We start from the raw sequence: 26,962 nt of genomic DNA on the forward strand, positions 1-26,962 counted from the left end.
TAATGCGTTATGGGAAAAATACGGGAGGGGAACGGCCTCCCGTATTCCTGTCTGTCCCAGCCATCAACAGGGCTGGTTTGGCCTGGCGGCCGCCCCAGCTCTTGTTCTATTAGTTCAATGCTTTATCGTTAGGCTCTTTGAACAGTTGCTTCATGTCGTCGGACAGTTCGAAGTTCATGTTGAGGTTCTTCGGTGGAATAGGCTGTTTGAACCACTTATCAAACCATTTTGTTGCTTCGCCTGAAGTTTGAGCTTGAGCGATGGTGTCATCGACCAGTTTTTTGAACTCAGGATCGTCTTTACGCAGCATACAGCCGTAGGCTTCTTTCGACTGCGGTGTGCCCAGAATTTCCCATTGGTCCGGCTTCTTCGCTTTCGCGCGTTCACCCGCCAGCAGGGCGTCATCCATCATAAAGGCTACTGCACGACCGCTTTCCAAGGTACGGAAGGAGTCGCCGTGGTCTTTGGCGCTGATGATGCGCATGTTCATCTTGCCGCTGTCGTTCAGTTTATTGAGCAGCACTTCAGAGGTGGTGCCTGAGGTCACCACGACAGGTTTGCCCGCCAGATCCTTGAAGTCTTTGACGTCAGAGCCTTTTTTCACCAGCAGACGGGTACCGACCACGAAGATGGTATCGGAGAAGGCCGCCTGTTTTTGGCGTTCGAGGTTGTTGGTGGTCGAGCCGCATTCGAAGTCAAAAGTGCCGTTTTGCAGCAGTGGGATACGGTTCTGTGAGGTGATCGGCAGCATTTTGACCTGCAGATCAGGAGCGTTCAGTTTTTTCTTAACCGCTTCAACGATTTGGTTGGAGTAGTCCTGGGAGTAACCCACAACTTTTTGCTGGTTGTCGTAGTAGGAGAACGGCACTGACGATTCGCGGTGGCCGACAACGATCACGCCGTTGTCTTTGATTTTCTTCAGCGTACCGGTCAGTTCTTCCGCATGGGCTACGTTACCTGCCATACCGATCAGCAGTAACGATAACGCCAATTTACGCATTTGCATGGTCCAACTCCTTTGCTGTTGTGGTGGCTCAAATTCAAAGAGCATCAGATTCTAAATGGAGATTTATTGCTCAAGTATAAAGATAGTCTTAGAACACATAACCGTTAGAAAATAGCCGATTGTGAATGGATTGAAACTAAAATGTTTCTTTTTTTGAGACGCCACGCGCACCAAATTAATGCAACAAAACCCCAATGCACCTTTGTGGTGCCGGTCATGCTCTTGAGTTGTGCACAGGTGCGACAAAACGTCAGTAAAAGTAAATCGGCTCTCTATAACAGCGTAATTAAAGCAAGGAGTGTGCCAGAAGCATTGATTTGGCGACGCTTTATGCTAGTCGCGTGGGAGAGTGCGGCGTGGAAAGCTGCAAGGTGGATGAGGGAAACGGGGCGCTGACGGGCAGCGCCCCGGGGGGGTTATTTACGGCGCAGGCCGAGGATCAACGCCAGGCCGCCAAGCAGCAGGGTGATTATCCACAATGGCGTGGCGCCAAAACGGGCATAAGGTGTTATGCCAGTGGTTGGTGTGACTTTCACCTCCAGCACCTTGCGGGTGAACTGAGGGATCTCTGCGATCACCTCACCGTTGGCGTCTACCGCGGCGGTGACGCCGTTATTGGTGCTGCGCAACAGAGGGCGACCCAGCTCCAGAGCACGCATGCGCGCCATCTGGAAGTGCTGCCATGGGCCGATGGAATGGCCGAACCAGGCGTCGTTGGAGATGGTCAGCAGGAAGTTGGTGTCCGGCCGGAAGTTGTCGCGAACCTGCTGGCCGAGAACAATCTCATAACAGATCGCCGCCGTCAGGTTATAGCCTTTCACGCTGAGCTGTGGCTGGACGTAGTCGCCACGACTGAATGAAGACATCGGTAAATCGAAGAACGGTGCCAGCGGGCGCAGCAGCGTTTCCAGCGGTACAAACTCGCCAAACGGCACCAGATGGTGCTTGTTATAGCGGTCCTTGGCCGGATAAACGTACGGCGTCGGCTCGCCCAGCACGATGGCGCTGTTGTAGATTTGCTGGCCCTGCGGCGTAGCACGCACATCAACAATACCGGTGATCAGGCTGCTGTTTTTGGCGCGCATCAGGTCATCCATCATGGTCAGGAAGCCGTTCTGGCTGGCTTCGTAATCCGGAATGGCAGACTCCGGCCAGATGATGATCGGCGCTTTGCCCATATAAGGACGCGTTTCGTCCAAATAGGTTTGCAAGGTGCTGACCAACGCTTTCGGATCCCACTTCATCGACTGAGCGATATTGCCCTGCACCATCGCGACGTTGACCGCCTTGTCCGGTTGCGGGGTAAACCAGTGCAGCTGGCGCAACGGCCACGGCAGCAACAGCAGTGCGATGGCAACCCCTGCCGCGGCGATCCGGCGTTGATTGACGGCGTACACCAACAGCCCGGCGATCGCCATCAGCATAAAGGTGATGGTATCTACCCCGAGCAACGGCGCCACGCCTTTCAGCGGGCCGTTAATCTGGCTGTAGCCAAATTGAAGCCAGGGGAAACCGGTCAGCACCCAGCCACGTAAAAACTCGGTGACTTGCCACAACACGGGGGCGGCAATCGCTAAACGGTACCAACTGGTGGTCGGCCACAGACGTGCCAGTAACCCGGCGAACAGCCCGGTATACAGCGACAGGTAAGCCGCCAGCAGCACAACCAGGAAAATGTTGATGGAGAAAGGCATGCCGCCGAAGTCGGCAATGCTGACGTAAACCCAGTTGATTCCCGTCCCGAACAGACCGAAACCCCAGCAAAAACCGAGCAAGGCAGACTGTTTGGTGGTGCGGTTCAGGGTTACGGCCAACAGGCCGAACAGAGAGACAAGGGCCGCCGGCCAGATATCGTAAGGGGAAAACGCCAGCGTGCCGCTGGCGCCGGTCAACAGCGCCAGCAGGGCGCGAACCCACTGGCGTTCAAGGAAAGAGGCTTTAGCCATGTTTGATTTATTCTTCCAGTTTCGGTTGCGGAGAATCGTCCGGAATTTTTACATGAACCTGGATGATACGTCGACTGTCCGCCATCGCAACTTTAAATAGGTAACCTTCGATTTCAATGGTTTCCCCGCGTGCAGGCAGGTGACCGAAGGCTTGCATCACCAGGCCGCCGATGGTGTCGACCTCGTCGTCGCTGAAGTGGGTGCCGAAGGCTTCGTTGAAGTCTTCAATTGGCGCCAGCGCTCGCACGGTATACATATGGCGGCTGAGCTGGCGGATATCCAGATCGTCTTCGTCGTCGTATTCGTCTTCGATTTCGCCGACAATCAGTTCCAGAATATCTTCGATGGTGACCAGGCCGGACACGCCGCCGAACTCATCAATGACAATCGCCATGTGATAACGCTGGGAGCGGAACTCCTTCAGCATCCGGTCTACTCGCTTGCTTTCAGGCACCACCACGGCGGTGCGCAGCACCTTGTCGATGCTGAATTCCTCGGATTCCGCGCGCATAAACGGCAGCAGATCCTTGGCCATCAGAATGCCTTCGATGTGATCTTTATCTTCGCTGATCACCGGGAAGCGCGAGTGGGCGGATTCAATGATCACGTCCAGGCACTCTTCCAGCGTTTGGTTACGCTTGAGCGTCACCATCTGGGAGCGCGGGATCATGATATCGCGCACGCGCTGCTCGGCGATATCCATCACGCCTTCCAGCATGTCTCGGGTATCGGGATCGATCAGGTCGTTTTGCTCGGAATCACGGATCAGCTCTACCAGATCGCCACGGTTTTTGGGTTCGCCGTGGAACAGCTGGTTAAGGATAAGAGTAAAGAACCCCTTCTTGGGACTGGGGCTGTCATTGCTTTGTGAATGGTCGTCGCTCATGGCGTTTTAGTTAATATCACTCATGTCAGAGTTAGGGGAGTCAGCGGCAGCCCCATACGGGGGCTGCGGGGAAATCAGCTGACGTCAGAGGGGGTCTTTTTCCGCCAGGTACGGGTCCGGGTAACCCAGTCCGTGCATGATTTCGGTTTCCAAAGACTCCATTTCTTCGGCTTCATCGTCTTCGATGTGGTCATACCCTAGCAGATGAAGGCTGCCATGGACAACCATATGCGCCCAGTGGGCCTCCAGCGCCTTCTCTTGCTCGACGGCTTCCTGTTCAACCACCTGACGGCAGATGATCAGATCGCCCAGCAGCGGCAGCTCGATACCCGGGGGAGCTTCGAACGGGAAAGACAGCACGTTGGTCGGTTTGTCTTTGCCGCGATAGGTCAGGTTCAACTCGTTACTTTCCGCTTCATCCACCAGGCGAATGGTGACCTCGGCCTCCTCCTGAAACTGCGGCAGCACGCCTTCCAGCCAGCGCTGGAAGGTGGCTTCATCCGGCAGGCCGTTGCTGTCTGCACAGGCAATCTGCAGATCCAAAATCACCTGGCTCATGGTGTCTCCTGCTCGGAGGCGATGGTTGCCTCGCGTTTACGTTGTTCGGCAATCGCATCTTTGCGTTTTTGTTCGGCGGCTTCCCAGGCTTCATAAGCGATGACCACGCGGGCCACCACCGGATGGCGTACCACGTCTTCGCTATGGAAGAAATTGAAGCTCAGTTCTTCGACGTCCGACAGCACTTCCACCGCGTGGCGCAGGCCGGATTTTTGATTGCGCGGCAGGTCTATCTGCGTCACGTCACCGGTGATGACCGCCTTGGAGTTGAAGCCAATACGCGTCAGGAACATCTTCATCTGTTCGATGGTGGTGTTCTGGCTCTCGTCGAGGATGATAAACGCGTCGTTCAACGTACGGCCGCGCATATAGGCCAGCGGCGCGACTTCTATCACGTTACGTTCGATCAGCTTCTCCACGCGCTCAAAGCCCAGCATTTCGAACAGGGCGTCATACAGCGGGCGCAGGTAAGGATCGACCTTCTGGCTCAGATCCCCCGGCAGGAAGCCCAGTTTTTCACCGGCTTCAACCGCTGGACGGGTCAGCAGAATGCGGCGGATCTCCTGGCGTTCCAATGCGTCCACCGCAGCGGCGACCGCCAGGTAGGTCTTGCCGGTACCGGCCGGGCCGATGCCGAAGGTGATGTCGTGATCGAGAATATTGGCAATGTATTGCGCCTGATTCGGCGTGCGCGGTTTCACCATGCCGCGTTTGGTTTTGATGGTCACCGCCTTGCCGTAATCCGGCACGCTGTCGGCAACCTGTTCCAGCACCCGGCTTTCTTTGATCGCTAAATGGATCTGCTCCGGGTCGATATCCGGGATCACGCCGCGAATGGGGGCGGTGTCCACATACAGATGGCGCAAGATATCGGCGGCGGCAACCACGCACGGGTTCTTGCCGACCAGCTTGAAACGGTTGTCACGGCGGTTGATCTCAATGCCCAACCGGCGTTCGAGTTGTTTGATATTGTCATCAAACGGGCCGCACAGGCTGAGCAATCGCTTATTGTCTGCCGGCTCTAACAAAATTTCTTGTGTTGCGACGTTCAAACTATTCCTCAAGGCTCATATCGGGCCTGGTTGGTTTTCGGTACGCGCGTCCAGGGCCAAGCCTGAACTCTCTACCTTGAATTATTCATGGTGCGCCGCACTGGCGCAAGTTTACCCATGATCTATCTGTGCGTCGGCGGCAAAATTCAAGGGCCGAAGGAGGAAAAACGCGGCCAAAACAGCCGCGTAATGCTTTGGAGATTCAGGGCTGGCGATCAGTTCTTTTTCACGAATTCGGATTTCAGCTTCATCGGGCCAAAGCCATCGATCTTGCAGTCGATGTTGTGGTCGCCTTCCACCAGGCGGATGTTCTTCACTTTGGTGCCGATTTTCAGCATGGAAGAGCTGCCTTTGACCTTGAGGTCTTTCACTACGGTCACGGCGTCGCCGTCGGCCAGCAGGTTGCCGTTGGCGTCTTTGACAATCAGCGTATCGCTGTCGTCCGCCGGCGCGCTGTCGCTCCACTCGTGGGCGCACTCAGGGCAGATAAACAGGTTGTTATCCTGGTAGGTGTATTCGGAGTTGCACTTTGGGCAGTGTGGGAGTTGCATGTTATGTCGCCTCTTAATCAAAAAAATAAAAAAAAAGAAAATAGCCGGGCATCGAGACCCGGCTGATAAGTCATAAGGATAATCGCTGACGTGGCGTCGGGCGCCACGGCTTACAGCACTGCGGAGAGGGCGTCAGGGCTGATAAATGCCGACGCCCAGCGCGTTCTCTTTTCGGGTTCGGGCGATGACTGACTGCGGGGATTCATGCACGCGCAGGTCCATCTGCTGTTCGGTACGTACCACTGCGCCACGCAGTGTGTTGGTCAAAACCTCGGTGATTTCCACATCAACGAACTGACCGATCATATCCGGCGTGCCTTCAAAGTTCACCACGCGGTTGCAGGCTGTCCGGCCCGCCAGCTCCATCACGCTTTTGCGGGAAGTGCCTTCCACCAAAATACGCTGTACGGTTCCGAGCATCCGGCGGCTGAACTGCAGCACCTGCTGGTTGATGCGATCCTGCAGGATATACAGACGCTGTTTCTTTTCCTCTTCGCTGACGTCATCGACCATATCGGCCGCCGGTGTGCCAGGGCGGGACGAGTAGATAAAGCTGAAGCTGGTATCAAAGTTGATCTCGGCAATCAGATTCATGGTCTGTTCGAAATCGGCCTGGGTTTCACCCGGGAAGCCGATAATAAAATCGGAGCTGAGCTGGATGTCCGGCCGCGCCTTGCGCAGCTTGCGAATGATCGCTTTGTATTCCAACGCGGTATGCGCGCGCTTCATCATGGTCAGTATACGGTCTGAGCCGCTTTGTACCGGCAGATGCAGGAAGCTCACCAGCTCCGGCGTGTCTTCATAAACCGCGATGATATCGTCGGTGAATTCAATCGGATGGCTGGTGGTGAAACGGATGCGGTCGATACCGTCGATGGCCGCCACCAGGCGCAGCAGTTCGGCAAACGAGCAAATTTCGCCGTCGTAAGTCGCGCCGCGATAGGCGTTGACGTTCTGGCCGAGCAGGTTGACTTCGCGTACGCCCTGCGCCGCCAGTTGGGCGACTTCAAACAGGACGTCATCGCTTGGGCGGCTGACTTCTTCACCGCGGGTATAAGGCACCACGCAGAAGGTACAGTACTTGTTGCAGCCTTCCATGATGGAGACGAAGGCGGTAGGGCCTTCGGCACGCGGTTCCGGCAGACGATCGAATTTTTCGATTTCCGGAAAGCTGATGTCGACGATGGGGCTGCGGGTGCCCTGCACGTGGTTGAGCATTTCCGGCAGGCGGTGCAGGGTCTGCGGCCCGAACACGACGTCGACGCAGGGCGCGCGGCTGCGAATGTGTTCGCCTTCCTGTGAGGCCACGCAGCCACCGACGCCGATGATCAGCGCCGGGTTCTTTTCTTTCAGCAGTTTCCAACGCCCTAACATGGCGAAAACTTTTTCCTGCGCTTTCTCACGGATCGAGCAGGTATTCAGCAGCAGCACGTCCGCTTCTTCAGCGTTGTCGGTCCATTGGTAACCGTGTGTGCTTCCCAGTAAGTCCGCCATTTTCGATGAATCATATTCATTCATCTGGCAGCCCCAGGTTTTGATATGTAGTTTTTTGGTCATTGACTTGCCATTACTCAGTGCGGACGAAAGTTGCGATACGCGACATGCAGGGCGCTTATTGTAAACATTTGACGCCGTTGTGACCAGCGCGGGGAAAACACCATGCGACCTGAAGCCAAATTAAAAATCCGTTACACTGGAGCCAAACGCCATGCCGGTGGGAATGGCGATAATTCACTAAGAAAACATAGCCAATATGAACGTATCTCAAAAACGGTATGACGCCGTGGTGGTAGGCGGCGGAATGGTCGGCGCGGCCGCCGCATTGGGGCTGGCGCAGGCCGGTTGGTCGGTGGCCTTGCTGGAACATCAGGCGCCGCAGGCGTTCGATGCGCAAAGCCCGCCGGATCTGCGTATTTCCGCCATCGGCTGCACCTCGGTGGGGTTGCTGAAACAACTCGGCGCCTGGCCGGCGGTGCAAGCGATGCGCTCGGCGCCTTACCGCCGATTGGAAACCTGGGAGTGGGCCTCTTCACGGGTAGCGTTTGACGCCGCCTCGCTCGGCCTGCCGGAGCTGGGTTTTATGGTAGAAAACCGTATTTTGCAACTGGCGCTCTGGCAACAGCTGGAGCAGTGCGAAAATCTGACGCTCTATTGCCCCGCCAGGCTGCGTTCGCTGCAGCGGAATGACGACCACTGGCAAGTGACGCTGGACTCTTCACAGACGCTACAAGCGCGTTTGGTAGTGGGGGCCGATGGAGCCAACTCGCAGGTGCGCAATTTGGCCGCTATCGGCACCAGCGGCTGGCAGTACCGCCAGTCCTGCATGCTGATCACCGTCGATACCGGCGCGCCGCAGCAAGATACGACCTGGCAGCAGTTTTTCCCTTCCGGTCCCCGGGCTTTCCTGCCGTTGTATGATCAATGGGCCTCGCTGGTGTGGTACGACAGCCCGCAGCGCATCCGCCAGCTGCAGGCGATGCCGCCAGCGCAGCTTGATAAAGAGATCGCCGAAGCCTTTCCTGCCCGCTTAGGGGAAGTGAAGGTGCATGCGGCCGGATCTTTCCCGTTAGCGCGCCGCCATGCACAACGCTACGTGTTGCCGGGGTTGGTGTTGCTCGGTGACGCGGCACATACCATCAACCCGTTAGCCGGGCAGGGAGTAAACCTGGGGTATCGTGACGTAGAAGCCTTGCTGGCGGTTTTGTGTGATGCACGCGAGTTGGGTGAAGACTGGAGCAGCGAAGCGGTGCTGATGCGTTATCAGCGTCGCCGTCGCACCGATAACTTGCTGATGCAAAGTGGTATGGATCTGTTTTATACCGCTTTCAGCAATAATTTGTCGCCGCTTTGCGTGGCGCGCAATATTGCGTTGATGGCGGCCCAGCGGGCGGGCAAGTTGAAGGAACATGCGCTGAAATACGCGCTGGGGCTGTAGGCGGCCCTTCCTACAAGGGCGCAGTTCAATGTCGCGCCCTTATTCATCCGGTCTCGCCAAATTCCAGATAGCAAAAAGCCCGCCGAAGCGGGCTTTTCTAAATGTGGCTGGGGTGCCAGGATTCGAACCTGGGTATGCTGGTATCAGAAACCAGAGCCTTACCGCTTGGCGACACCCCAATGGTGTAACAGTAAAATATGGTGGCTACGACGGGATTTGAACCTGTGACCCCATCATTATGAGTGATGTGCTCTAACCAGCTGAGCTACGTAGCCATTTTTCGATATTTTACTTTAAAAGTCAACAGCATTGGTATGGCTGGGGTACCTGGATTCGAACCAGGGAATGCTGGTATCAAAAACCAGTGCCTTACCGCTTGGCGATACCCCATCAACACGTTTAACTTTTTTGCAACATCCCCATCCTAAAAAAGATGGCTGGGGTACCTGGATTCGAACCAGGGAATGCCGGTATCAAAAACCGGTGCCTTACCGCTTGGCGATACCCCACCTGTTGCCTGCAACTCGATGAAAAGAAATGGTGCGGGAGGCGAGACTTGAACTCGCACACCTTGCGGCGCTAGAACCTAAATCTAGTGCGTCTACCAATTTCGCCACTCCCGCAAAAAAGATGGTGGCTACGACGGGATTTGAACCTGTGACCCCATCATTATGAGTGATGTGCTCTAACCAGCTGAGCTACGTAGCCATCTTTTTTCGCGCAACCTTCATCGGCGTTGCGGGGCGCATTATGCGTATATGGCCGTTTTGCGTCAACAAGTTTTTTCCCGAAAAAGCGGCTGGATGTGTCGTTTGTCTGGGTTGTGAACAGTATGGCGATAAAAGCATCAGTTCAGGCAATTAATGGTTGAAAACATCAGCAAAAAGGCGGGCCCAGAGGCCCGCCTTGGGGAGAAAACCCGGCGTGATTATTTGTAGGCGGACTGGTGAACGCCGACTGCACGACCAGAAGGATCGTCCATTTTCTTGAATGACTCGTCCCATTCGATGGCTTTGGCTGAGGAACAGGCCACTGACGGGCCGCCAGGCACGCATTCTGCCGCGCTTGGCAGCGGGAACAGCTCTTCGAAAATTTCGCGATACAGGTAGCCTTCTTTGGAGCTCGGCGTGTTGTACGGGAAACGGAAACGTGCGGTTTCGAGCTGTTGATCGCTGATCTGCTTGGCAGCGACCTCTTTCAGCGTGTCAATCCAGCTGTAACCCACGCCGTCGGAGAACTGCTCTTTCTGGCGCCAGGCGACGCTGGCCGGCAGATAGGATTCAAAACATTCGCGCAGGATATGTTTTTCCATTTTGCCATTGCCGCACATTTTGTCCTTAGGGTTGATGCGCATAGCCACGTCGAGGAATTTTTTATCCAGGAAGGGCACACGGGCTTCCACACCCCAGGCGGACATCGCCTTGTTGGCGCGCGCGCAGTCAAACATATGCAGTGCTAACAGTTTACGTACGGTTTCGTCGTGGAACTCACGGGCATCCGGCGCTTTATGGAAGTACAGGTAGCCGCCGAACACTTCGTCCGCGCCTTCGCCAGACAGCACCATCTTGATGCCCATCGCCTTGATCTTGCGTGACATCAGGTACATCGGGGTGGAAGCGCGAATGGTGGTAACGTCATAGGTTTCGATGTGATAAATCACGTCGCGAATGGCGTCCAGACCTTCCTGTACGGTGAAGTGGATCTCATGGTGCACGGTGCCCAGGTGATTTGCCACTTCCTGCGCGGCGCGCAGATCCGGTGAACCCTCCAGACCCACGGCGAAGGAGTGCAGCTGTGGCCACCAGGCTTCGCTGCGCTCTTGATCTTCGACACGGCGTGCCGCGTACTTTTTGGTAATGGCGGAGATCACCGAAGAATCCAGGCCGCCGGACAGCAGGACGCCATAGGGTACGTCGGACATCAGGTGGCTTTTCACCGAGTCTTCCAGCGCGTTGCGCAGGGCATTGGCGTCGGTCACGTTGTCTTTAACGTTGTCGTAATCGAACCAGTCACGTTGATAATATTCGCGGATCTCGCCGTCCTGGCTCCACAGGTAGCTGCCCGCCGGGAATTCTTTAATGGTGCGGCAAACCGGCACCAACGCTTTCATTTCAGAGGCGACATACAGGTTGCCGAATTCGTCATGGCCCATGTACAGCGGGATAATGCCCAGATGGTCGCGGCCAATCAGGTAAGCGTCTTTCTCTGAATCGTACAGCGCGAAGGCGAACATCCCTTGCAGTTCGTCGAGGAAGTCAGGGCCTTTCTCCTGGTACAGCGCCAGAATCACTTCACAGTCGGAGCCGGTCTGGAATTGGTAGCGATCGCTAAACTGCTGGCGCAGCGCCTGATGGTTGTAGATCTCGCCGTTAACGGCCAGAACGTGGGTGTGCGCAGCGTTGTACAGCGGTTGGGCACCATTGTTGACGTCGACAATCGACAGGCGCTCATGCACCAGGATGGCTTTATCGCTGGCGTAAACACCGGACCAATCTGGGCCGCGGTGGCGCATCAGACGGGACAGCTCCAGCGCTTTCTTACGCAATTCAACGGGATCGGACTTCAGATCGAGCACACCGAAAATAGAACACATATACCGACTCTCCTAACGACTTTTTTATACCTGTCATACTTCAAGTGGCTTGGGTGTTGGCTGCCTTCACTCACCCCTTGAGTAAGCTCCTGGGGCTTCGCTCAGTTGCCGCCGACAAGCAACTCGAATTATTTTGGGCATAGACTGTGATGTTGTATTTGCTGTTATAGGCAGCATGGCCGCTGCATCAACGATGGCGCGGTTTTGCTGCGTTGTGTTTATGAAAATGCGTCAAAACCGGCAGGGGATGCAAGCGTTTTAGCGCTGCGCCGAAAAATAGTTGTTTGGGGGAGGTCGAAAATTAGCGGATGTTCAGTTAAATGATATAAAAATTGATGAATATTCATTTTTTCAATCAATGGATGAGTTGCCGGGTAATTTTACCGGCAACTCATTGCCGACTATCAGGCGATCAACTGCCACAGGGTGAAGGCCGCATCCGGCGTCCATCCCGCATTGGAGGTGTGCGCCTGCAGGCAGGTGTATTTCTTGCCTTTATACGTCACCACGTCACCGGCTTTATAGCTGTGGTTGTTCTGCCACTCGGCCACGCCCGGATCGGGAGGCGTACCGCCGTCCGAGGTTTTAACTGCCAGCGCACTGCTTGGCAGCGACGTATTGCCTTGGTTGTCGGTGGCGGTGACAAAATAGCTGTACTGTGTGGCAGCCGTCAGGCCGCTGTCCTGCAGCGACAGGCCACCGGTTTGGCCAATGGCGCTGCCGTTACGGTAAACCGTATAATGGCTAATCGGTTTGACGCTGCTTGCCGCAGCCCAGTTCAACGTCAGCGACGTTGCGGTAATCGCACTGGCGTTCAGCGCGGTAGGCGCTTCAGGCTTTCCCGGCGGCGGGGTGACTCCTCCCTGAATAAGCGCGGCATAACGAGTTTTGAATTCCCAGTTATAGGCCACGCCAGCCTTACTCTTGCCATTGTCCCAGTTCACCGACCAGGTCATCAGGCCCTTGATCGACAAGCTTTTGGCGTCAAGGCGCGCGAAAGCGTTATAGACCGCCTGTTTGTCGACCACATAACCGGTGGCGGCGGCATCATTGTTGGTAGGTAAACCGATCACAAATTTGGATGCCGGGATTTTGGTGTAGCCGCGGGTGCCGGTAACCAGGCTTTCGGTCAGGTAATACAGAAAGTCTTCTTTCATCGCGTCGTTATTCTGGGTGATCCAGGCGCCTTTGCCGCCATTGGCTTCATCGACCCAAATACCGTCACCGCCCTGGTTATAATATTGCGGTGCAATAAAGTCATAAAACCCTTCGAGAGCGGTAATATAATCCAGGTAAGTCCCATTAGTCCGCAAATAAGGGAATTCTGGCGCCATGCTGACAATAAAGTTTTTACCTTCGGCGGCATAATGCGCTTTTACTTTTTTCAGTGCGGCAGGCAAAACGGTTTTATTATTGGCTGCACCGATAGCCGCCTGTTCCAGATCGATATCCAGACCGTCAAAACCGTAGGTTTCCACCAGACGGATAATTTCATTGCTCAGTTTGTCTTCGTCGCCGGTTTTCAATTCGATATGCGCGTCGGCGCCGCCCAGAGAAATCAGTACCGCGCGGCCTTGGCTGTTCAATACGCCGACCTGGCGACGGAACTCGGCATCGGACAGGTTGTAAGGTTTGAAGGTTGGGATACCCACGCCCTTCATAAAGGCTACGGCCACCACGTTATATTCGGCCGGGATGTCGGTCAGGTTCATATTGGCGAATTGGCCCTGCTGATAACCGTCACTGGCGCCGGCGGCCCAGTTGTGCCAAAAACCCATCATGATTTTTTTATTGGACATATCCGGCATGGCGGCTGCGTCATCTGCAGCTTGTGCATTGATAATGTTATCGGAGCTCATAGTAACCTCGTTATTTTAGGTAAGATTAATTCCACACGCCGTCAATAGGGATTATTGACGGGGCGTAAATACATAGTGCGGATTTTTAACGAGGGCGGGGTGAAACCTTTTCGCGACAATAATAAATTAAATTCAAATTGGGGCGAAAATAAGGTGGCCGCGATGGCCACCTCAGCGATTAGAAAATATTGATATCGGCAACGGAAGGGAAGATGTAGCTCGGGCGGAACGGCATGGTTTCCACGTCGTTCAACGTCGAGACGCCGGACAACACCAGCACGGTTTCCAGACCGGCCTGGAAGCCCGCCAGGATATCGGTGCGCAGGTTGTCGCCGACGATCACCGTTTCTTCCGAATGCGCCTGCATTTTGTTGAGCGCGGCGCGGATGATCCACGGGCTGGGTTTGCCGACGTAAAACGGCTTGCGGCCGGTGATTTTCTCGATCGGGGCGCACAGCGCGCCGCAGGCAGGCACAAAGCCATGGCCGTGAGTATCCGGGTTGGTCGCGATAAAGCGCGCACCGTTATTCACGAAGTAGGCGGCCTTATGCATCATGTCCCAGTTATAGGAGCGGGTTTCCCCGACAATCACGAAGTCCGGGTTGATGTCGGTAATGGTGAATCCGGCTTTATACAATTCATGGATCAGCGCGCCTTCGCCCACCACGTAGGCCTTTTTGCCTTCCTGACGGCGCAGGAAATCGGCGGTGGCCATGGCGGAGGTATAAAACGCGCTTTCCGGGACTTCAAGCCCGGCGGCGGAGAAGCGGTTCGCCAGATCCTGCGCCGTCTGCGACGGGTAGTTGGTCAGCACCACCAGCGGCATGCCCTGTTCCTGAATCCGCGCCAGGAAAAGATCGGCGCCGGGAACTGGCGTGTTGTCATGCAGCAGCACGCCGTCGATATCACATATAACGTTTTTGATTGTCATTGTTGCTGTTTCTCATGATTGGCGGCAGGCAAAACGCGAAGATAACACACCTGCCTTAGGCGGCGGATCAGCTTTCCAGCAATCGCTGCAATAGCACGCCGTTGAGCATTGCTCGCTTGGCCAGGGCGAAAGCCCCGATCGCCGAGCGATGATTGAGTTCGGAGGTGACCACCGGCAGGTTCTTGCGGAAGTCCTTCAGCACCTGAGTATTGATGCAGCTTTGGATTGCTGGCAGCAGCACTTTTTCCGCCTCGGTAATTTCACCGGCGATCACCACTTTCTGCGGATTAAACAGGTTAATGGCAATGGCCACGGCTTTGCCGAGGTAGCGGCCGACGTGTTCGATTACTTCGCTGGCCAGCAGATCCCCGCGGTTGGCGGCCTTGCAGATGGCGGAGATGCTGCAGTCGTCGAGTGTCAGCTTGCTCGGGTAGCCCTGAGTCAGTAACTGGCGCACGCGGTGTTCAATCGCGGCATTGGCAGCGACGGTTTCCAGACAGCCGAAGTTGCCGCAGTGGCAGCGTTCGCCCAGCGGGTCGATTTGAATATGGCCGATTTCGCCGACGTTGCCGTTATTACCCAGGAAAATCTGACCGTTGACGATAATGCCGGCACCGGTGCCGCGGTGCAGACGCACCAGAATGGAGTCTTCGCAGTCGCGTGTGGCGCCAAAATAGTGCTCGGCCAAAGCCAGGCTGCGGATGTCATGGCCGACAAAGCTGGTGACGTTAAAACGTTGCTGCAGGTTGTCTACCAGCGGCCAGTTGCTGACGCTGATGTGCGGCATATAGCGCACCACACCGAGCGCCGGGTCAACCAGACCTGGCAGGATCACCGCGATGGCGATCAGTTCGCGCAGCTTGCGCTGGTAGTCTTCGATAAATTGCGCAATGGCGGTGAACAACGCATTTTCCAGTGTTTCCTGGGTCCTTTCCGGCAGCGGATAGTGCTCTTCACCGAGCGATTTTCCGCTCATGTCGTACAGGGTGATGGTGGCATCGTGACGCCCGAGGCGAACGGCCACGGTGTGGAAATGCCGGGTTTCGGAGACAATGGAAATGGCGCGGCGGCCGCCGGTGGAGGCTTGCTGATCGACTTCTTTGATCAGCCCGCGCTCCAACAGCTGGCGAGTAATTTTAGTGACGCTGGCGGGCGCTAGCTGGCTCAGTTCGGCTATTTGAATGCGCGAGATCGGACCCTGTTGGTCGATCAGGCGGTAAACTGCCGCGCCGTTGAGTTGTTTGACTAAGTCAACGTTCCCTATCTGTGCCTGTCCGCCAGTACTCATCAATAATTTTACTCGCTGTTCATGAAATTAAACCTCGTTACCGTTAACGAGCGTCTTGGTGATGCTAAAGTCGCGGGTAAACGCGGTCAGGTTTGCCACCTTACCGGCTTCGATCGTGCCTAAACGATCGTCCACGCCGATAGCACGCGCCGGATAGAGTGTCGCCATACGCAGCGCTTCATCCAACGCGATGCCGACGTGTTCAACGCTGTTTTTCAACGCGTCAATCATGGTCAGCGCAGAGCCGCTCAGGGTGCCGTTCTCGTCCACGCACAGCCCATCGCGATAGTATATTGTTTTACCGGCAAAAATAAATTGGTCAATATCGGCACCCGCCGGGGCGGTGGCGTCGGTGACCAGCACCAATTTATCACCTTTCATGCGTTTGGCGTTACGGATACTCGCCCAGGCCACGTGATGGCCGTCGGCGATAATGCCGGTGTAGACTTCAGGCGTGTCGAAAATTGCCCCCATCAGCCCCGGTTCGCGCCCGGTGATATACGGCATGGCGTTATACAGGTGCGTGGCGAAAGTGATGCCGGCAGCAAAACCGGTGCGGGCCTGTTCGTAAGTCGCATTCGAGTGACCGGCGGACACCACGATGCCGGCGTCGGTCAGTTGCTTGATAAAGTGCGGCTCTACCATTTCCGGTGCCAGCGTCACCTTGGTGATCACATCGGCATTCGCGCACAGGTAGTCGATCATCTCGCTGGTTGGCTTGCGGATAAACGCCGGGTTATGGGTGCCTTTTTTCAACGGGCTAAGGTACGGCCCTTCAAGGTGCAGACCCAACGCCTGATTCTGGTGTTTTTTCAGATAAGCGCGCATCACTTCGATGCTGTGCTTCATAAATTCGTCGCTGCTGGTGATCAGCGTCGGCAGATAGCTGGTGCAGCCGGATTTTTCGTTGGCACGCTGCATAATTTCCAGCGTCTCTTCCGAAATGGCGTCCAGCGAATCGTTAAATTGCACGCCGCCGCAGCCGTTAAGCTGCACGTCGATCAAACCGGGGGCCAGGATAGCGCCACCCAGATCGCGCGTTTCAATGCCGGCCGGCAGTTCAGCCAGCGGGCAAACTCGTTCAATCAGCCCATCAGCGATTACCACTGCATGGTCGTCAAGTACGTCGTGGCCGGTAAAAATACGGCCGTGGGTTAAAGCGAACATCGTAGCCCCCTGCAGGAATTAAAGACTCTTCACGCTTTCCGCTTCTAATTCGCGGAAATACTTAACGGTTTTGACTTTCAGCTCCATGGTGGATGGCTCATCGCACACCACAACGGCTTTGGCATGCAACTGCAGGCAACTGATGGTCCACATGTGGTTGATGTTGCCTTCCACAGCGGCTTCCAGCGCCTGAGCCTTGGCGTGGCCGGTCACCAGAATCATCACTTCCTCAGCGTCGAGCAGCGTGCCCACGCCCACGGTCAGTGCAAACTTCGGTACCAGGCTAACGTCGCCGCCAAAGAAGCGGGAGTTGGCGATGCGGGTATCTTCGGTCAGGGTTTTGATGCGAGTGCGCGAGGCCAGAGATGAAGCCGGCTCGTTAAACGCGATATGACCGTCGATGCCAACGCCACCCATGAACAGGTTGATCTTGCCGTAGGATTTGATTTTCGCTTCGTACTGGCGGCACTCGGCGTCAACGTCCGGTGCATTACCATTCAGCAGGTTGATATTTTCGCGTGGGATATCAACGTGATCAAAGAAATTACGGTACATGAAGGTATGATAGCTTTCCGGGTGTTCCTGCGGCAGGCCAACGTATTCATCCATGTTGAAAGTCACCACATGCTTAAAGCTTACTTCACCTGCTTTGTGCATCGCAATCAGATGTTTGTACGCTTCCAGCGGAGTACCGCCGGTTGGCAGGCCGAGCACAAACGGACGCTCCGCAGTAGGCTTGAATGCGTTGATGCGCTGGACGATATGGCGTGCGGCCCATTTGCCGACTTGTGCAGTATCTTTCAGTGGGATAAGTCTCATCTAACACCTCTTGGGGTAAGTAAACTAAAGCTATACTGGTTCGTGCCTGAACGAGAGTCTTAAGCCTAACCCAGGTTTATGATTCTCACGTGATGCGTCAGGTTCGATGATTTTTTTAATGATAAAATAAGTTTTGTGTGATGGCTAGCAATGTGGCAGCTTAAGACTGCTTTTTGGTGATATAAATCACAAAAAAGGAGGTTTTAATTTGCGATACGAAATAATTTTTTTACACTCCACTTTGTTGTCGTTCGTCCAGAGTTAATCGCAGTGTGTGATGGCGCTAGCGTAAAATATGATAAAGCCCATAAAAGGGCATTAGGGGGAATATTAAGGTGAACATACTCGGCTTTTTCCAAAGATTGGGCAGGTCGTTGCAACTGCCAATCGCAGTACTGCCCGTGGCGGCGCTTTTGCTCCGCTTCGGCCAGCCCGACTTACTCAATATTTCGTTCATCGCACAGGCCGGTGGATCAATCTTTGATAATTTGGCGTTGATCTTCGCTATCGGTGTGGCAGCAACCTGGTCGAAAGACAATGCCGGTTCAGCAGCACTGGCGGGTGCGGTAGGTTACTTCATCCTGACCAAAGCGATGGTCACCATCAACCCGGCGATCAATATGGGTGTGCTGGCCGGTATTATTACCGGTCTGGTGGGCGGGGCGGTTTATAACCGCTGGTCCGGCATCAAACTGCCTGAGTTCCTTTCCTTCTTCGGCGGTAAACGCTTCGTTCCTATCGCAACCGGCTTTTTCTGTTTAATCCTTGCGGCGATCTTTGGTTATATCTGGCCACCGGTTCAGAATGCCATCCACGCCGGCGGTGAATGGATTGTGTCCATGGGCGCTGTGGGTTCCGGCATCTTCGGTTTCGTTAACCGTCTGCTGATCCCAACCGGCTTGCATCAGGTATTGAACACCATCGCCTGGTTCCAGATTGGTGAATTCACCAATGCCGCGGGCACCATCTTCCACGGTGACATCAACCGCTTCTACGCGGGCGACGGCACTGCCGGGATGTTCATGTCCGGCTTCTTCCCAATCATGATGTTCGGTTTGCCGGGTGCGGCACTGGCCATGTATTTCGCTGCGCCGAAAGAGCGTCGCCCAATGGTTGGCGGTATGTTGCTGTCTGTGGCACTGACCGCGTTCCTGACCGGTGTGACTGAGCCGCTTGAATTCCTGTTCATGTTCCTGGCTCCGCTGCTGTATCTGGTCCATGCTATTTTGACCGGTATCAGCCTGTTTGTAGCCACCCTGCTGGGCATTCACGCTGGCTTCTCCTTCTCTGCAGGCGCCATCGACTATGTGTTGATGTACAACCTGCCGGCCGCCAGTAAAAACGTCTGGATGCTGGTCGTGATGGGTCTGGTCGCCTTCGCGGTGTACTTCGTACTGTTCTCCATCATTATCCGTGCATTCAACTTGAAAACTCCGGGTCGTGAAGATGCGTCTGACGATATCGTTGCACCGGAAGCCAACAGCAATACCGACGAAGGCTTGCGCGCGCTGTCTCGCAGCTATATCGGTGCCATCGGCGGTTCAGACAACCTGACCGGCATTGATGCTTGCATCACCCGTCTGCGTCTGAGCGTGAAAGATTCTTCGAAAGTGCTTGATGCAAGCTGCAAACGTCTGGGTGCCTCCGGCGTGGTGAAACTGAACAAGCAAACCGTTCAGGTCATCGTGGGTTCTAAAGCGGAAGCCATTGCCGACGGTATGCGTGCGGTTATCGCAGCCGGTCCGGTTCCTGCGGCAGAAGTGGCACCGGCAGCCGGTGTGACCGCAGTAAAAGCACAGGCGGTGCCTAATGCGGTGAAAGTGGCCTTCGAGTCGCTGGTGGCTCCGGTCACCGGTGAAGTGGTGGCGCTGGATCAGGTTCCTGATGAAGCCTTTGCCAGCAAAGCGGTAGGTGACGGTCTGGCGATTCGCCCAACCGATAAAACCGTCGTGGCGCCGGCTGACGGCACCATCGTGAAAATCTTCAACACCAACCACGCCTTCTGCCTGGAAACGGACAAGGGTGCGGAGATTGTGGTGCACATGGGTATCGACACCGTGGCATTGAACGGTCAGGGCTTCAAGCGTCTGGTTGAAGAGGGCGCTGAGGTGAAAGCCGGTCAGCCAATCCTTGAACTGGATCTGGACTTCCTGAACGCCAACGCACGCTCGATGATAAGCCCGGTAGTGGTCAGCAACGCTGACGATTACGCCGGTCTGTCGGCGCTGGCGACCGGTTCTGTGGTCGCAGGCCAGACCAAACTGTTCGAGATCCAAAAGTAAACCGATTTACCTGAGTAGTACCCGGGGTGTTTAACGAGTCATGACGGAACGCACCCTACCTTTGGCGGGAAGAGAGCAATCTCTTCCCGCTTTTTTATGGGCGATAGGTGACGAAAGTTGCCCCGATGTGGTGCGGCGATCTGTCGTGGTGCAGCGCCCCGCATTTTTCATGAAACAAACGGTTGTTTCCGGGCGTGGCTTGTTGGATCATAGGCGGTTATGTGTAGCGCTTTGCATTGAGGAATAGTGAAATGAGTGAGGCTGAAGCCCGCCCAACCAATTTTATCCGTCAGATCGTCGATGAAGATCTGGCTTCAGGGAAACATACGTCGGTACATACCCGTTTCCCGCCGGAGCCGAATGGTTATCTGCATATCGGCCATGCTAAATCCATTTGCCTGAACTTTGGCATCGCCAAAGATTACCAGGGCCAGTGCAACCTGCGTTTCGATGACACCAACCCGGTAAAAGAAGATATCGAGTTTGTTGAATCCATCAAACACGACGTGGAGTGGCTGGGCTTTGAGTGGAGCGGCAACGTCCGTTACTCCTCAGATTACTTCGATCAGCTGCACCAGTATGCGGTAGAGCTGATTAACAAAGGGCTGGCCTACGTCGACGAGCTGTCGCCTGAGCAAATCCGTGAATATCGCGGCAGCCTGACCTCTCCGGGCAAAGACAGCCCGTACCGCGGTCGCAGCGTGGAAGAAAACCTGGCGCTGTTTGAAAAAATGCGCAACGGCGAATTTGCCGAAGGTAGCGCCTGCCTGCGTGCCAAGATCGACATGGCGTCACCGTTTATCGTGATGCGCGATCCTGTGCTGTACCGCATCAAGTTCGCGGAACACCACCAGACCGGCAACAAATGGTGCATCTACCCGATGTACGATTTCACCCACTGCATTTCCGATGCGTTGGAAGGGATCACCCATTCGCTGTGTACGCTGGAATTCCAGGACAACCGTCGTCTGTATGACTGGGTATTGGACAACATCACCATCCCTTGTCATCCGCGTCAGTACGAATTCTCACGCCTTAATCTCGAATACGCCATCATGTCTAAGCGTAAGCTGAACCAGTTGGTGACCGAGAAAATCGTTGAAGGTTGGGATGACCCGCGTATGCCGACCGTTTCCGGCCTGCGTCGTCGTGGCTATACCGCCGCATCCATCCGCGAATTCTGCCAGCGTATCGGCGTGACCAAGCAGGATAACAACGTTGAAATGGTGGCGCTCGAAGCTTGCATCCGTGAAGAGCTGAACGACAACGCACCGCGTGCGATGGCGGTGCTGGATCCGGTTAAGATTGTCATTGAAAATATGACTTCCGGCGTGGAAATGGTGACGATGCCTAATCACCCGAACAAGCCGGAAATGGGCAGCCGTGAAGTGCCGTTCAGCCGCGAGGTTTATATCGACCGTGCTGACTTCCGCGAAGAAGCCAACAAGCAATACAAGCGTCTGGTGCTGGGGAAAGAAGTGCGTTTGCGTAATGCCTACGTGATCAAAGCGGAACGCGTGGAGAAAGACGCAGAAGGCGAGATCACCACTATCTTCTGCAGCTACGATCCGGATACCTTGAGCAAAGATCCTGCCGATGGCCGTAAGGTGAAAGGCGTGATCCACTGGGTGTCTGCCGAGCACGCGTTGCCGGCGGAAATTCGCGTGTACGATCGTCTGTTCAACGTGCCAAATCCGGCAGCGGCAGAGGACTTCCTTGCCACCATTAACCCTGAGTCGCTGGTAATCAAGCACGGCTTTGTGGAGCCAAGCCTGGCAACTGCACAGCCGGAAAAAGCCTATCAGTTCGAGCGTGAGGGCTATTTCTGCGCCGATAATCGTTACTCCTCGGCAGAGCATCTGGTGTTTAACCGCACCGTTGGTTTGCGCGACACCTGGGCTAAAATCGGTGCCTGAGTGATAAGTGGTTAACGCAATAAGAGCGCAACTTCGGTTGCGCTTTTTTTATGTCTGTCGCCGTTATTTACCTTTCCTGTTGCGATGTAGTTCGCTCAATCAATGTTTAAATTTTTATCTGGCCGTTGTATCCGTAATTTCTTGATATAAATCATCACTCATATAACATTGTCTTATATATTCGTGATGCGAATTAATGTCATCTGGAGAGCGCTCTCATATTTTTTCCTCTGGCTGACTTTTTTGATTCGGCTGAAACCATTAATCGTCTTATATTGACCTCATATCATTATTTATTCTGATTTTATTGAATTTTTTATTCGACACTCTCCTTGCATAGCCGCGTAACAAAATCTCATCGATATGTGCTCTTTGTCATACTTTGACAAATCTCTCTGATATTTCATTTGATAATTCGCGTCGCGAAAAATAGTCTGTCTGTAGCAATAAGTGCTGTGGGGTTTTAGCCCTGTCAGCAATTTTTTTTACCCGATTGGGTTTTTATTGGCAGTCGTGCAGGGCAGTGGTGAACACGGGCGGCTGCAACTTTTAAAGTTAAGTCAAAGAGGAATTTCATTATGGGTACGCACGGTGCTCAGCGTAAAACGCTGGCGCTCGCAGTCGCGGGTGCGCTGTTGGGAACAGGGTTTGCCATGGCCCCTGAGGCGAAAGCCGCAGGATTTATCGATGATTCCACGATGACCGGCGGCGTATATTACTGGCAACGTGAGCGTGACCGTAAAGATCTCAATCCGACCAGTGACGATTACAATAAATACACCACCAACTTGTCGCATTCGACGGCCAACCTGAGCCTGGATTTTGCCTCGGGCTATGCCTGGGACATGTTCGGCCTGGACGTCGGCGCCTTTACCGCCATCGAGCTGGCTGAATCCAGCGCCAGCGGCCACCCGAATGAAATCGCGTTCTCTTCCAAAAACCGTACCTACGATGAAGACTACTCCGGCGACAAAGGCGGCATCAGCCTGTATAAAGCCGCCGGTAAATTCAAATATGGCCCCGTCTGGGCACGTGGCGGTTATATCCAGCCAAGTGGCCAAACTCTGTTGGCGCCGCATTGGAGCTTTATGCCCGGCACCTATCAGGGTGCAGAGGCCGGTGCCAAGTTTGACTACGGCGATGCCGGTGAGTTGAGCTTCTCTTATATGTGGACCAATAAATATAAAGCGCCATGGCATATCGAGATGGACGACTTCCGCCAGAACGATAAAAAAACCGGTGTCTCCTATCTGCACTCGCTGGGTGCCAAATACGACTTCAAAAACGATTTGGTGCTGGAGGCGGCATTCGGCCAAGCCCAGGGCTATGTGAATCAGTACTTCACCAAGGCATCTTATAAATTCGATCTGGTAGGCAACCCGCTCACCACCAGTTACCAATTCTATGGCACCGAAGACCGCATTAACGACAAGAACGACCCGAACAGTATTTACGACGGCCTGGCCTGGCTGCAGGCACTGACCTTTGGTTACACCACTGGCCAGTTCAACTGGCGCCTGGAAGGGACCATGGTCAAGGCCGAAGGCAACCAGGGCTACTTCCTGCAGCGTATGACGCCAACCTACGCTTCTTCTAATGGCCGTCTCGACGTGTGGTGGGATAACCGTTCCGACTTTAACGCCAACGGCGAAAAAGCGGTTTATGCCGGGGTGATGTATGACCTGAGCAACTGGAACCTGCCGGGCATGGCGGTGGGCGGTTCTTACGTTTATGCCTGGGACGCCAAACCGAGCACCAACCCTATGTACGATCAGAGCCAGCGTCTGAAAGAGAGCGCCTGGAGCCTGGACGCCATGTACACCATTCAGGAAGGCCGCGCCAAAGGCACGCTGCTGAAACTGCACTACACCCAATACGACAACCACACCAATATCCCAAGCTGGGGCGGGGGTTACGGCAACATCTTCCAGGACGAGAAAGACGTCAAATTCATGGTTATCGCGCCATTCACCATTTTCTAAACCTACCTAGAGCTTTCGAGTTGCAGCTGGTGCAGATAACGACGCTGCGGCTTGAAAGATGGCGGGTATATTCCCCGGCGGCAGCGCCGGGGTCATTTAACGGGAATAACACGATGAAAAAAATCATGATGATGTTGGCTGCGGTAGCCACGTTGAGCGCCTGTGTACAGCCTGCGGCACCGCCGGAAGATGCCAAATTGAAACAGGCCTACAGCGCCTGTATCAACACCGCGGAGGGCTCACCGGAAAAATTGCAGTCATGCCAGGCAGTGCTGAACGTACTGAAACAAGAGAAACAGCATCAACAGTTCGCCGAGAAAGAAACGGTGCGGGTGATGGATTATCAAAACTGCATTCAGGCAGTTCATAGCGGTAACGGCCAGGCCTATGACGCCAAATGTGGCCAGATTTGGAAAGAGATCCGCGATAACAACAATTAAGGACGATGATAAAAATGAATAAATTCAAATTGAGCGCGCTTGCCGCACTGACGGCAACCATTGGGTTATTTGGCAGCGTGGGGAACGCGATGGCCAATCAGCCGCTGGTGGATCAACTGAGCCAGTTGAAACTGAATTTGAAAATGGTCGATAACCGGGCAGCCGAAAACGGTCTGGATTGCGGCAAGCTGGGTGCCGACTGGGCGGCTTGCAACAAGGTGCTGATCGGCCTGACCAACGACAATCAGGAGATCAAGGGTCAGGACTGGGCGATTTACTTCCACAGCGCCCGTCAGACCCTGCGTGTGGATAACGACAAGTTCAAGATATCTCACCTGACCGGTGATCTGTACAAGCTGGAACCTACCGACAAATTTACCGGCTTCCCTGCGGGGAAAACGGTAGAGATCCCGATTATCACTGAATATTGGCAACTGTTTAAAACCGACTTCGTGCCACGCTGGTACGCCACCTCGGGCGATGCAAAGCCTAAAATTCTGGTCAATACCGATACCGAAGATCTGAACCAGTTCGTTGCGCCCTTTACCGGCGACCAGTGGAAGCGTACCAAAGACGACAATAACATCCTGATGACGCCGGCCTCGCGCTTTACGAAAAACGCCGAGCTAAAAACCTTACCCACCGCGTCGTTACGCGGTCAGATAGTGCCAACGCCGTTGCAGGTTAAAGTGCATGCGCAGGATGTTGATCTGAGCAAAGGCGTTGCATTGGAGCTGAGCGCATTGTCCAAACCGGCGGCGGACGCCGTAGCCCAGCGTTTCGCGCTGTTGGGAATAACCAGTAACGCAGCCGGTTATCCGATCAAGACCGATATTCAACCGGGAAAATTCAAAGGCGAGTTGGCGGTACCAGGCGCTTATGAATTGATCATCGGCAAGCAGGAAGCGCGAGTCATTGGTTTCGATCAGACCGGGGTGTTCTATGGCCTGCAGTCCATCTTGTCATTAGTGCCTACCGAAGGTAGCGCCAAAATCGCTACGCTGGAGGCCAAAGATGCGCCGCGCTTCCAGTATCGTGGCATCTTCCTGGATGTCGCACGTAACTTCCACCAGAAGGATGCGGTGTTGCGCTTGCTGGACCAAATGGCGGCGTACAAGCTCAATAAATTCCACTTCCATCTGAGTGATGACGAAGGTTGGCGCATCGCCATTCCGGGCTTGCCGGAACTGACCGAAGTCGGTGGGCAGCGTTGCCACGACTTGAGCGAAACCACCTGCCTGTTGCCGCAGTATGGACAGGGTCCGGAGGCTTATGGCGGCTTCTTCTCTCGCCAGGATTACATCGACATTATCAAGTACGCCAAGGCGCGCCAGATTGAAGTGATCCCGGAAATCGATATGCCGGCGCATGCCCGTGCGGCGGTGGTCTCAATGGAAGCGCGCTATAAGAAACTGCATGCCGCCGGTAAAGAACAAGAGGCCAACGAGTTCCGTTTAGTGGATCCAACCGATACCTCTAACACCACCTCGGTGCAGTACTTCAACCGCCAAAGCTATCTCAACCCTTGCCTGGATTCATCCAAACGTTTTGTTGACAAGGTGATCGGCGAGATTGCCCAGATGCATAAAGAGGCCGGGCAGCCGCTGAGTACCTGGCACTTTGGCGGTGACGAGGCGAAAAACATCCGGTTAGGTGCTGGTTATACCGATGTGAACAAGCCGGAAGCCGGCAAAGGCATCATCGATCAGAGCAAAGAAGACAAGCCATGGGCAAAATCTCAGGTCTGCCAGGCGATGATCAAAGATGGCAAGGTCGCCGATATGGAGCACCTGCCAAGCTACTTCGGAGTAGAAGTCAGCCAATTGGTGAAAGCGCATGGGATCGACAGAATGCAAGCCTGGCAGGATGGCCTGAAAGATGCCAAAAACGCCAAGGCCTTTGCTACCCAGCGTGTCGGGGTTAACTTCTGGGATACGCTGTATTGGGGCGGGTTCGACAGTGCCAACGACTGGGCGAACAAGGGCTACGAACTGATCCTTTCAAACCCGGATTATGTCTACATGGACTTCCCGTATGAGGTGAACCCGGACGAGCGTGGTTACTACTGGGGAACGCGTTTCAGCGATGAACAGAAAATGTTCAGCTTTGCGCCAAACAACCTGCCGCAAAACGCCGAAACCTCGGTTGATCGCGATGGTAATCACTTTACCGCCAAGAGCGACAAGCCCTGGCCGGGGGCTTACGGTATTTCCGCGCAGATGTGGAGCGAAACCCAGCGTACCGACGAGCAAATGGAGTACATGATCTTCCCTCGTTCGCTGTCGGTGGCCGAGCGCGCATGGCACCGGGCAGAGTGGGAGCAGGATTACCGGGCGGGCCGGGAGTATAAAGGCGGCGAAACCCACTTCATCGATACCAAGAAGCTGGACCGCGATTGGCTGCGCTTTTCCAACCTGCTCGGTCAGCGTGAGCTGGCAAAACTGGACAAAGGTGGCGTGAACTACCGGTTGCCGGTGCCAGGCGCCCGAGTGGTGGGGGGCAAGCTGGAAGCCAATATTTCGCTGCCGGGTCTGGGCATTGAATATTCCACCGACGGTGGCAAACAATGGCAACGTTACGATGCCAAGGCCAAGCCTGGGGTTAGCGGTGAGGTACTGATCCGCGCGGTGAGCCCGGACGGCAAGCGTTACAGTCGCGCTGAGAAAGTGTAAACCTGAAACTCGGCCCCCTGTTCGCAGGCGGGCCGTTGTTACTCGACCAGGGCAGCGTCCGGCGTAATCGGACATGAAT

General features: G+C 54.8%; 19 protein-coding genes and 6 tRNA genes. 6 read left to right on the forward strand and 19 right to left on the reverse strand.

Features of this window, described 5'->3' with window-relative positions; genetic code table 11:
* Positions 1-109: 109 nt before the first annotated feature.
* The 7 genes from M495_RS05375 to miaB form a co-directional block, all read right to left on the reverse strand.
* The gene (locus tag M495_RS05375; protein ID WP_020825628.1) at positions 110-1,006 is read right to left on the reverse strand and encodes an amino acid ABC transporter substrate-binding protein; all 897 of its coding nucleotides are present in this window, start codon (positions 1,004-1,006) and stop codon (positions 110-112) included.
* 416 nt (positions 1,007-1,422) lie between these two features.
* Entirely contained in the window at positions 1,423-2,952 is a 1,530-nt protein-coding gene (lnt, locus tag M495_RS05380) for an apolipoprotein N-acyltransferase (protein ID WP_020825629.1), read from the reverse strand.
* A 7-nt stretch (positions 2,953-2,959) separates the two neighbouring features.
* Entirely contained in the window at positions 2,960-3,838 is an 879-nt protein-coding gene (gene corC / locus M495_RS05385) for a CNNM family magnesium/cobalt transport protein CorC (RefSeq protein ID WP_012005653.1), read from the reverse strand.
* A gap of 84 nt (positions 3,839-3,922) precedes the next feature.
* A complete protein-coding gene (gene ybeY / locus M495_RS05390) occupies positions 3,923-4,396 on the reverse strand; it encodes an rRNA maturation RNase YbeY (protein WP_020825630.1) in 474 nt (157 codons plus the stop codon).
* Positions 4,393-5,448 (reverse strand): PhoH family protein, encoded by a 1,056-nt coding sequence (locus tag M495_RS05395; RefSeq protein ID WP_020825631.1) that lies wholly within the window; start codon positions 5,446-5,448, stop codon positions 4,393-4,395. Before M495_RS05395 ends, ybeY begins: the two co-directional genes overlap by 4 nt.
* A 215-nt stretch (positions 5,449-5,663) precedes the next feature.
* Positions 5,664-5,999 (reverse strand): zinc ribbon domain-containing protein YjdM, encoded by a 336-nt coding sequence (locus tag M495_RS05400; protein ID WP_020825632.1) that lies wholly within the window; start codon positions 5,997-5,999, stop codon positions 5,664-5,666.
* A gap of 132 nt (positions 6,000-6,131) precedes the next feature.
* Complete coding sequence (miaB, locus tag M495_RS05405; protein WP_020825633.1) at positions 6,132-7,556, reverse strand: tRNA (N6-isopentenyl adenosine(37)-C2)-methylthiotransferase MiaB; 1,425 nt, start codon at positions 7,554-7,556, stop codon at positions 6,132-6,134.
* Between the two features lie 196 nt (positions 7,557-7,752).
* On the opposite strand from miaB, the gene ubiF reads away from it, so the two are divergent.
* Positions 7,753-8,934, forward strand: a complete 1,182-nt coding sequence (ubiF, locus tag M495_RS05410) for a 3-demethoxyubiquinol 3-hydroxylase (protein ID WP_020825634.1) — start codon at positions 7,753-7,755, stop codon at positions 8,932-8,934.
* A gap of 104 nt (positions 8,935-9,038) precedes the next feature.
* Here ubiF and M495_RS05415 read toward each other — a convergent pair.
* The 12 genes from M495_RS05415 to nagB all read right to left on the reverse strand — a co-directional run bounded on the left by M495_RS05415 (position 9,039) and on the right by nagB (position 17,591).
* Positions 9,039-9,113, reverse strand: a tRNA-Gln gene (locus tag M495_RS05415).
* A gap of 19 nt (positions 9,114-9,132) precedes the next feature.
* Positions 9,133-9,209 (reverse strand) — tRNA-Met (locus tag M495_RS05420).
* Positions 9,210-9,249: 40 nt separating this feature from the next.
* Positions 9,250-9,324 (reverse strand) — tRNA-Gln (locus M495_RS05425).
* A gap of 44 nt (positions 9,325-9,368) precedes the next feature.
* Positions 9,369-9,443 (reverse strand) — tRNA-Gln (locus M495_RS05430).
* 29 nt (positions 9,444-9,472) lie between these two features.
* Positions 9,473-9,557 (reverse strand) — tRNA-Leu (locus M495_RS05435).
* An 8-nt stretch (positions 9,558-9,565) separates the two neighbouring features.
* Positions 9,566-9,642, reverse strand: a tRNA-Met gene (locus M495_RS05440).
* 220 nt (positions 9,643-9,862) lie between these two features.
* Positions 9,863-11,527: an asparagine synthase B gene (gene asnB, locus M495_RS05445; RefSeq protein WP_020825635.1), complete on the reverse strand. Its 1,665-nt coding sequence runs from the start codon at positions 11,525-11,527 to the stop codon at positions 9,863-9,865.
* A 404-nt stretch (positions 11,528-11,931) separates the two neighbouring features.
* Positions 11,932-13,386, reverse strand: coding sequence for a carbohydrate-binding protein (locus tag M495_RS05450; protein WP_020825636.1), 1,455 nt, complete (start codon positions 13,384-13,386; stop codon positions 11,932-11,934).
* Between the two features lie 178 nt (positions 13,387-13,564).
* Positions 13,565-14,317, reverse strand: a complete 753-nt coding sequence (locus tag M495_RS05455) for an HAD-IIA family hydrolase (protein WP_020825637.1) — start codon at positions 14,315-14,317, stop codon at positions 13,565-13,567.
* A gap of 67 nt (positions 14,318-14,384) precedes the next feature.
* Positions 14,385-15,605 (reverse strand): DNA-binding transcriptional regulator NagC, encoded by a 1,221-nt coding sequence (nagC, locus tag M495_RS05460; protein ID WP_020825638.1) that lies wholly within the window; start codon positions 15,603-15,605, stop codon positions 14,385-14,387.
* A 27-nt stretch (positions 15,606-15,632) separates the two neighbouring features.
* Positions 15,633-16,772 carry an N-acetylglucosamine-6-phosphate deacetylase gene (nagA, locus tag M495_RS05465; RefSeq protein WP_020825639.1) on the reverse strand — a complete coding sequence of 380 codons (1,140 nt, stop codon included), beginning with the start codon at positions 16,770-16,772 and terminating at the stop codon, positions 15,633-15,635.
* Between the two features lie 18 nt (positions 16,773-16,790).
* Positions 16,791-17,591, reverse strand: coding sequence for a glucosamine-6-phosphate deaminase (nagB, locus tag M495_RS05470; protein WP_020825640.1), 801 nt, complete (start codon positions 17,589-17,591; stop codon positions 16,791-16,793).
* 335 nt (positions 17,592-17,926) lie between these two features.
* Here nagB and nagE point away from each other — a divergent pair, with 335 nt between their 5' ends.
* The 5 genes from nagE to M495_RS05495 all read left to right on the forward strand — a co-directional run bounded on the left by nagE (position 17,927) and on the right by M495_RS05495 (position 26,883).
* Positions 17,927-19,873 carry a PTS N-acetyl glucosamine transporter subunit IIABC gene (gene nagE / locus M495_RS05475; RefSeq protein ID WP_041414298.1) on the forward strand — a complete coding sequence of 649 codons (1,947 nt, stop codon included), beginning with the start codon at positions 17,927-17,929 and terminating at the stop codon, positions 19,871-19,873.
* A 251-nt stretch (positions 19,874-20,124) separates the two neighbouring features.
* The gene (gene glnS / locus M495_RS05480) at positions 20,125-21,789 is read left to right on the forward strand and encodes a glutamine--tRNA ligase (protein WP_020825642.1); all 1,665 of its coding nucleotides are present in this window, start codon (positions 20,125-20,127) and stop codon (positions 21,787-21,789) included.
* A gap of 578 nt (positions 21,790-22,367) precedes the next feature.
* Entirely contained in the window at positions 22,368-23,771 is a 1,404-nt protein-coding gene (chiP, locus tag M495_RS05485) for a chitoporin ChiP (RefSeq protein ID WP_020825643.1), read from the forward strand.
* A gap of 113 nt (positions 23,772-23,884) precedes the next feature.
* A complete protein-coding gene (gene chiQ, locus M495_RS05490; RefSeq protein ID WP_020825644.1) occupies positions 23,885-24,211 on the forward strand; it encodes a ChiQ/YbfN family lipoprotein in 327 nt (108 codons plus the stop codon).
* A gap of 14 nt (positions 24,212-24,225) precedes the next feature.
* A complete protein-coding gene (locus tag M495_RS05495; RefSeq protein WP_020825645.1) occupies positions 24,226-26,883 on the forward strand; it encodes a beta-N-acetylhexosaminidase in 2,658 nt (885 codons plus the stop codon).
* Positions 26,884-26,962: the final 79 nt, after the last annotated feature.

Origin of the sequence: Serratia liquefaciens ATCC 27592, from assembly GCF_000422085.1 — a bacterium.
Classification (GTDB): Bacteria; Pseudomonadota; Gammaproteobacteria; order Enterobacterales; family Enterobacteriaceae; genus Serratia; species Serratia liquefaciens.